This is a genomic window from Pseudaminobacter soli (ex Zhang et al. 2022) (genome assembly GCF_014595955.1).
Classification (GTDB): domain Bacteria; phylum Pseudomonadota; class Alphaproteobacteria; order Rhizobiales; family Rhizobiaceae; genus Kumtagia; species Kumtagia pseudosoli.
On record NZ_JABVCF010000007.1, the window covers coordinates 332,946 to 339,152 of the forward strand.

Below are 6,207 nucleotides of genomic sequence, written 5' to 3' on the forward strand. Positions count from 1 at the left end.
CCGAGCCAAACTACCACGGCGGCCCCGGCGCCCAAGTCAACGAGCCGTGACGCCGAGCGCGACCCGCGGCCCAGTCGCTAGATGCCGCTGCCTTCTTGCTCGCGTGGTTTATGGGTCAGCGTCGCAATGAAACGCTGGGTGCGCTGACGCTGCGGGTTGGTGAAGATATGCCGGGCCGGGCCCTGCTCCACCACCACGCCGGCGTCGAGGAAGATCGCCTCCTGCGCTATGGTCGAGGCTAGGCGCAGATCGTGGGTGGCGATCACCATCGTCGTCCCTTCCCGCGCGAGTTGCGCGAGCACTTCCACCACTTCGCCCGCAAGCTCGGGGTCGAGCGCCGAGGTCGGCTCGTCGCAAAGCAGGACTTTCGGCGACGGGGCCAGGGCCCGGGCGATGGCCACACGCTGCTGCTGGCCGCCAGATAGCGTGGAAGGCCAGGCATCGGCCTTGTGGGCCAGGCCAACCTTGTCGAGCAATTCCCGCGCGCGCTGCTGCGCTTTCTCCCGCGGCCATTTCAGGACCGTCGTCAGCGCCTCCGACACATTGTCGATCGCGGTGCGATGGGGAAAGAGCTGGAAGTTCTGGAACACCATGCCCGTCTGCCGGCGCAGTTTCTGGATGGAGGCCCATCGCACCTTGACCCCGGGACGGAAATCGATCGCCTCGTCGCCGATCCGAACGCGCCCGGAGGTGGGAATCTCCAGAAGGTTGATGCATCGCAGAAGGGTCGACTTGCCACCGCCCGACGGGCCGATCAGCGCCGTGACGCTGCCCTCGGCGAAGCTGACGCTGACGTCGTGCAAGACCGTATGGTCGCCGAACTTCTTTTCGATGTGCGACAGCTCGATCAAGAGCGCGCCTCCATGAAGCCGCCATAGCGGCCGAGCCGCATCTCGAGACGCGCCTGCAGGGCCGACAGCACCGAACTGATGGCAAGATAGATGAGCGCGGCCTCGACATAGAGGATCAGCGGCTCATAGGTCGTGGCGACGATTCGCTGGGCCGTCTGGAACAGTTCGGGGACAGTGATCGCCGCAGCCAGCGACGTGTCCTTGACCAGGGAGATGAAGGTATTCGACAGCGGCGGCACCGCAACGCGGGTGGCCTGCGGCAGGATGGTGCGGCGCATGGTCTGGCCCCAGGACATGCCGATGGAGAAGGAGGCCTCCCACTGGCCCTTGGCAACCGACGAGATGGTCGCGCGTATGATCTCGGACGTGTAGGCGCCGATATTGAGAGTAAAGCCGATGAGCGCAGCGGGGAATGCATCGAGCAGGATGCCTACCGAAGGCAGGCCGTAGAAGATGAGGAAGAGCTGGACGAGCAGCGGCGTGCCACGGATAATCCAGACATAGAAGCGGACCAGAGCCGCCAGCGGCGGCGGGCCGAACAGGCGGATGAGCGCCGACAGCAGTCCAAGGCTGAGGCCGAGCGCGAAGGACAGCAGCGTCAGCGGAACGGTGAAAACGAGCCCGGCCCACAGGAGCGGGCCGAGCGAATCGAGCATCAATTGCAGCCAATGCGGCACCGGAGATCCCCGCCGAACAGTATTTCTCTAACGAGCCTGTGCCGTGAAGCGAGCGGCGCAGGCCGAGAGTTCTATGTGCATCACTGCGAGACGTCCTGGCCGAAGTACTTCTCGGCTATCTTCTGGTAGGTGCCGTCGGCCTTCATCTCCTTGAGCGCATCATTGATCGCGGCGACGAGTTCGGGATCGCCTTTGCGGACGATGATGCCGGAGTAGGAAGCGTCGTCTTCTGTCGCGGCGATCTTCACGGGAGCGGCAGGCTGCTTCTTCTTGAAATCGAGGAAAGACAGGCTGTCGTTGATCGTGGCGTCGGCACGGCGCTGGACAACGAGGGCTATGGATTGATCGAAGCCTTCAGTTCCGACCAATTGCGCGCCCGCCTGCTCTGCCATCCTGGCATAGTTGCTTGTCAGCGATTGCGCCGACTTCTTGCCGGAGAGGTCCGGGAAACTCTTGATCTCGGTATTGTCCTCGCGCACGATCAGCGCTGCCTTCGAGGCGATATAGGGTTCGGAAAAATCGAACTTCGCCTTGCGCTCCTCGGTGAGGCCGACCTGATTGATCACCGCGTCATAGCGCTGGACATCGAGGCCTGCGATGAGACCGTCCCACTTGCCCTCGACGAATTCGGGCTTCACGCCGAGCCGCTTCGCGACTTCCTCGCCGATCTCCACGTCGAAGCCGACCAGCTTGCCGGTCTCGTCATGGTAGGTGAAGGGCGCATAGGTGCCCTCGGTTCCGATCTTGAAAACACCAGCGGACTTGATGGCGTCGAGATTTGCGCCGGCGTGTCCGGGCAGAATGGCGAGCGCCTGAATGGCACTGGCGGCAGCGAGCAATTTGAGCCAGTTCATGTTCGTTTCCCGTTGTTCCCGCATCCCAGAGTGGATGCCTATGCAATCTAGGCCAGCGACTTTCATCAACAAGGCGCGGTGAACCGAGGAAAATGGCAGGAACCGCAATGCATTTCCAAACTGGATGGCTATTGTAGAATGGAGTCGTGAACTGCCTCCTGAGTCGGCCAGGTGGAAGAAAAACTTCAGGTCGTGGAGTAGAATCGGACGGTCGCGCATCAAAACTTTGACCGTTGGATTACGCGGTCAGCACGCGTGATGCTGATGCCAGGGCTTCCTCTGACGTCAGGCGCCGGTCCGGACCTCAGAATAAGGATCGAAAGCGCTGTAATGGAACGCAAGTTGACGACGGCCATTTTGTTCGAACTTGCAAGTTGTGCGATGGTCCTGCACCTTACGGCATGGAATTTGGCGACCGCCGTCTAAATAATAGGGGAAGGAGCTAGCGATGAGAAAAATCGTCCTTGCGGGAATGTTCGCACTCTCGGCGTCAACTTCGCTGGCACAGACCACCACGTCGCCACAGCCGGCTGCTCCCGCGGCTGAAGCGCCGGCCGCTCAGGCGGCCGCTTCGCAGCAAGGCGGCCCGGCCAATCTTTGTCAGGAACTCCTCGCCTTCATGAAGGCGCCCCCGCCAGAGCCGGCTGCACCGGCCGCTGCAGCGAAACCGGCCGCGCCGGCCCAGCAGCAGCCACCGCCGGCTCAGCAGTCGGGGTCAAACCAGCAGGGCTCGTCCGCCTTGGCTGGCACAACCCATGCTGGCGAAGGCGCGTCGGCGAAGCCGGACACCGCGGCGAATTCAGCACAGGCGGTTACCGGGCAGAAGGGCGTGGCGACCGATGCACCGGAGCCGGGCAAGGACAAGGCGGCCTCCGGGTCGGTGCAAAACGCGCCCCACAAGGAATCAAGGGCCGCTCCAGTGCCCCCCGCCGATGTGACCAGCACGCCCAAGGAATCCGTGCTGACCGTCGAAGCGGCCGAGCAACTCGCGGGCGGAAACGATATCGCGCAATGCCAAAAAGCGGCCCGTGAAATGAGAGTTGCCGGCGTCGCCATGCCGCCGCCGCTGATGGCATTGGCGGCGCTCGATCTGCAATATCAGCAGAAATCGGGCGCGCCGGCGCAGCCGTCCGGGGCAGCCGGCGGGCAGGGCGCGACGCCGCAGGCGCCGCAATAATAGCAACACTGGGCACGCTTGGCGGCGGCCCGTCTCGAATGGCAACAGAAAGGAGTAGGCGGGATGCGCATGATCTTGACAGGAATTGTCGTTGCGATCGTGATCGCAGTCGGCGCCGGCTATGTTCTGCAGGCGCAGCAGGAGCCTTCCTGGCAGGTATTCAGCACCGAAAGCACGCGGGTGGGCGATCCGGGCCACAATCTGGTCGGCCAGAACTGGACCGGCGAGCCCCGTGGCAGTTCTACCGGAACGGGCGAGAAAAACGCTTCCTAGCGGTGACCTGGCATAGCTCCAGACGTGATTGCGTCGTCCGCATTGGACGGCGGCAATGACGCCGTAACCACCTACAGTTAAAAGCAAAAGCGCCCGGACCGATCGGCCGGGCGCTTCGATTCCGTGGAGAGGCCGGACCTACTCGGCCGGTGTGGGAGCCGTGTGCGGCGGCACTCCGCCTTTCGTCTTCGCCTGCTGCTCATCCACCCAGACGCTGTGGTGCTCCTTGGCCCAGTTCAGATCGACGGTGCCCGAGCCCATTGCCTCGTAGGCGCCTTCCATGCCAAGCGTGCCGATGTAGATGTGGGCGATCATGACCGCGATCAGCAGGACGCCCACGATCGCATGGATATACTGGGCCGTCTGCATGCCGTTGATGTCGGTGAAAGCGAACGGGAACAGCATGAAGATGCCTGAGGCCGACAGCGCGATTCCGCCCAGCACGACCGCCCAGAAGATGAGCTTCTGGCCGGTGTTGAAGCGCCCTGCCGGCGGGTGCGTCCTGTTCGACTTGTCGAACATTCCGCCGGCGGACTTCAGCCAGTTTGCGTCGTAGCGATCCGGGAAATTGTCCCAAACCCACAAAACCAGCATGACCAGCACGCCGAGCATGAACGCCCAGGCGACGAAGTCATGCGCATATTTCGCCCAGATCGACCAGGTCGAGAATGCCTCCGGTCCGATCAGCGGCATCAGCAGGCGCTTGCCGAAGACGAAGTTCAGGCCCGTGATGGCAAGGATGATGAAGGCCGTTGCGGTCGTCCAGTGCGCCAGACGTTCCAGCGCGTTGAACCGAAGGATCCTGATGCCCGATTCACCCGCCAGTGTACGGATGCGACCCCGGAAGAGGTAGAAGAGCGCGAGCACGAGCAACATGCCGATGATGGCGATGGCGCCGATCCACGGCAGCGCGCGCTCATGGAACCCTTGGTAGTCGCGGCCTTGCGGCTGCTGTAGTGTCGCGGCCTTGCGGTCCGGTATGGTGATGCGGCCCTGGACCTTGTTGAGTTCATCGAGGAGTTGCTGCTCGTTCACCGCTTGTGCGGTCGGGTTGCTTCCCGATGAGCCATTCTGCGCTACCGCAGGAACAACAAGCAGGCCGAAAGCCAGAATGAGCGCCGCGACAGCCGGCGAAATCAGTCGACCAAGGCTCCAGATCCGCATTTGCTCCGTCCTCCTGCGCTTGTTTCGCTGTGGGAACCCAACCAGCGCCCGCTGCCTGATTGCCAAACTAGACTTCGACCGTCTCCCGATAGGCCGTCTGCCAGCCCCACGCGCCTGAACCGTAGCCGCGCTGCGTCACCCGCTCCCTGTAGATCGACGCGATGATCTCGCCGTCTCCGGCGAGTAGCGACTTGGTCGAGCACATTTCTGCGCAAAGCGGCAGTTTGCCTTCGTTCAGGCGGTTGGCGCCGTATTTTGCATATTCGATCTCGGTCGAATCCGCTTCCGGACCGCCGGCGCAGAAGGTGCATTTGTCCATCTTGCCGCGCGTGCCGAAATTGCCGACGCGCGGATATTGCGGCGCACCGAACGGGCAGGCGTAGAAGCAGTAGCCGCAGCCGATGCACAGATCCTTCGAGTGCAGAACCACGGCGTCAGCGGTGGTGTAGAAGCAATCGACCGGGCACACCGCCGCACAGGGCGCGTCGGTGCAGTGCATGCAGGCCATCGACACGGAGCGCTCGCCGGGCTTGCCGTCATTGATGGTGACGACGCGGCGCCGGTTGATGCCCCACGGCACGTCGTGCGCGTTCTTGCAGGCGGTGACGCAGGCGTTGCACTCAATGCAGCGGTCGGCGTCGCAAAGGAACTTCATCCTGGCCATTCTTGGTTCCTCCCTCTTATGCCGCCGCGATCTGGCAAAGCGTGACCTTCGGCTCCTGCATGCCCGTCACCGGGTCGTAGCCGTAGGTGGTGATGCTATTGGCGCTTTCGCCGAGCACGTAGGGGTCGGCTCCCTCCGGGTAGTTGGCCCGCAGGTCCTGGCCCTGGAACCAGCCGCCGAAGTGGAAGGGCATGAACGCTACGCCCTTGCCGACCCGCTCGGTCACCAAGGCCTTCATCCTAGCCTTGGAATCGTTCTCGGCTCCGTTGACCCAGACCCAGGCGCCGTCGCTGATGCCCCGCTCGGCCGCATCGGCGGGGTTGATCTCGACGAACATCTCCTGCTGTAACTCGGCCAGCCAGCGGTTCGACCGGGTTTCCTCGCCGCCGCCTTCGAATTCCACCAGGCGACCGGTCGTCAGGATGATCGGGAAGGACTTCGCGATCCCCTTGTCCACCGCTGCCTTCTGCACGCTGAAGCCGATGTTCGGCAGGCGGAACTGCTTCGCGTCCGGATAGGTCGGGTACTTGGCGACCAGATCCACCTT

The 6,207-nt window shown here is 63.2% G+C and carries 8 protein-coding genes; 2 read left to right on the forward strand and 6 right to left on the reverse strand.

What is annotated here, in order from left to right; translation table 11 throughout:
• Positions 1 to 77 precede the first annotated feature (77 nt).
• The 3 genes from HUI96_RS15445 to HUI96_RS15455 form a co-directional block, all read right to left on the reverse strand.
• Positions 78 to 851, reverse strand: a complete 774-nt coding sequence (locus tag HUI96_RS15445; RefSeq protein WP_188255545.1) for an amino acid ABC transporter ATP-binding protein — start codon at positions 849 to 851, stop codon at positions 78 to 80.
• On the reverse strand, positions 848 to 1,528 hold the full coding sequence (locus HUI96_RS15450) for an ABC transporter permease subunit (RefSeq protein ID WP_188255546.1): 681 nt from the start codon (positions 1,526 to 1,528) through the stop codon (positions 848 to 850). The genes HUI96_RS15445 and HUI96_RS15450 overlap by 4 nt, the downstream gene beginning before the upstream one ends.
• Before the next feature lie 80 nt (positions 1,529 to 1,608).
• On the reverse strand, positions 1,609 to 2,382 hold the full coding sequence (locus HUI96_RS15455; RefSeq protein WP_188255547.1) for an amino acid ABC transporter substrate-binding protein: 774 nt from the start codon (positions 2,380 to 2,382) through the stop codon (positions 1,609 to 1,611).
• 448 nt (positions 2,383 to 2,830) lie between these two features.
• Between HUI96_RS15455 and HUI96_RS15460 the strand changes: the two genes are divergently transcribed.
• Complete coding sequence (locus HUI96_RS15460; protein ID WP_188255548.1) at positions 2,831 to 3,559, forward strand: hypothetical protein; 729 nt, start codon at positions 2,831 to 2,833, stop codon at positions 3,557 to 3,559.
• Between the two features lie 63 nt (positions 3,560 to 3,622).
• Positions 3,623 to 3,832 (forward strand): hypothetical protein, encoded by a 210-nt coding sequence (locus HUI96_RS15465; RefSeq protein WP_188255549.1) that lies wholly within the window; start codon positions 3,623 to 3,625, stop codon positions 3,830 to 3,832.
• 138 nt (positions 3,833 to 3,970) lie between these two features.
• Here the strand turns inward: HUI96_RS15465 and HUI96_RS15470 are convergent, their stop codons facing one another.
• The 3 genes from HUI96_RS15470 to HUI96_RS15480 form a co-directional block, all read right to left on the reverse strand.
• Positions 3,971 to 4,996 (reverse strand): formate dehydrogenase subunit gamma, encoded by a 1,026-nt coding sequence (locus HUI96_RS15470; protein ID WP_188255550.1) that lies wholly within the window; start codon positions 4,994 to 4,996, stop codon positions 3,971 to 3,973.
• A gap of 67 nt (positions 4,997 to 5,063) precedes the next feature.
• Positions 5,064 to 5,660, reverse strand: a complete 597-nt coding sequence (gene fdh3B / locus HUI96_RS15475; protein WP_188255551.1) for a formate dehydrogenase FDH3 subunit beta — start codon at positions 5,658 to 5,660, stop codon at positions 5,064 to 5,066.
• A 16-nt stretch (positions 5,661 to 5,676) separates the two neighbouring features.
• The coding region (locus HUI96_RS15480; RefSeq protein ID WP_273033183.1) for a molybdopterin dinucleotide binding domain-containing protein at positions 5,677 to 6,207 on the reverse strand (531 nt) is incomplete at its 5' end.